General features: G+C 75.0%; 2 protein-coding genes. Both read left to right on the top strand.

Annotation, left to right across the window (positions count from 1 at the left end; translation table 11 throughout):
- Positions 1-58: 58 nt before the first annotated feature.
- On the top strand, positions 59-706 hold the full coding sequence (thiE, locus tag LJ221_RS22815) for a thiamine phosphate synthase (RefSeq protein WP_241718604.1): 648 nt from the start codon (positions 59-61) through the stop codon (positions 704-706).
- A 109-nt stretch (positions 707-815) separates the two neighbouring features.
- Positions 816-1,006, top strand: a 191-nt coding sequence (locus tag LJ221_RS22810) for a methylenetetrahydrofolate reductase (RefSeq protein ID WP_241718597.1), incomplete at its 3' end; no start/stop codon positions are given.

The raw sequence follows: 1,006 nt of genomic DNA, 5'->3' as shown, positions 1-1,006 counted from the left end.
CCCCCGCACCGAGCAGGGCGCGCAGAGCGCTGCCGCCTCGTTCCGGGGGGATTCCCGCATGGCAGCGACCGCACGCGAGCGGCTCGGCGACGCCCGCCTGTACCTGTGCACGGACGCGCGCCGGGAGCGCGGCGACCTGGCGGAGTTCCTGGACGCGGTGCTCCCCCGCGGCGTCGACATCGTGCAGCTGCGCGACAAGTCCCTGGAGGCCGCCGGGGAACTGGAGCACCTGGCCGTCCTCGCCGACGCCTGCCGCCGCCACGGGAAGCTGATGGCGGTCAACGACCGCGCCGATGTCGCCCACGCCGCGGGCCCGGACGTACTGCACCTGGGGCAGGGCGACCTGCCGGTGCCGGCCGCCCGCGCGATCCTGGGCGGCGGAGTCCTGATCGGCCGCTCCACCCACACCGAGGCCGAGGTGGACGCGGCGCTGGCCGAGCCGGGCGTGGACTACTTCTGCACCGGCCCCTGCTGGCCCACTCCCACCAAGCCCGGCCGCCCCGCCCCGGGGCTCTCCCTGGTGCGGTACGCCGCGCGGCTGCGGCCGGAGCGGCCCTGGTTCGCCATCGGCGGGATCAACGCCTCCAACCTGGACCGGGTGCTGGAGGCCGGGGCGCGGCGGGTCGTGGTGGTCCGCGCGATCACCGAGGCGGACGACCCGGGAGCCGCCGCCGCGGACCTCGCCGCGCGGCTGCGGTCGGTCTGAGGCGGCGGCTCCCGGGAGTGGTGTCCACCCATTGGACGGCAGACAGGTCAAACGGACATATGACCCCGGAGATGCGGTGCGCGGCCGGGGCGCCGGTTAGCCTGCCGGTATGGCTCTCGGTACCCCTTCCACCCGGACGGACCGCGCGCGCACCGTCCGCGAACTACTCGCTTCCGGTGAGCGCTCGTACTCCTTCGAGTTCTACGCGCCCAAGACGGAGAAGGGCGAGCGCACCCTCTGGAACGCCATCCGCCGTGTCGAGGCCGTCGCCCCCACCTTCGTGTCGGTGACCTACGGCGC

It is taken from the genome of Streptomyces sp. CNQ085 (genome assembly GCF_022614595.1).
GTDB lineage: Bacteria > Actinomycetota > Actinomycetes > Streptomycetales > Streptomycetaceae > Streptomyces.
This window is presented reverse-complemented; position numbering and strand designations above follow the sequence as displayed.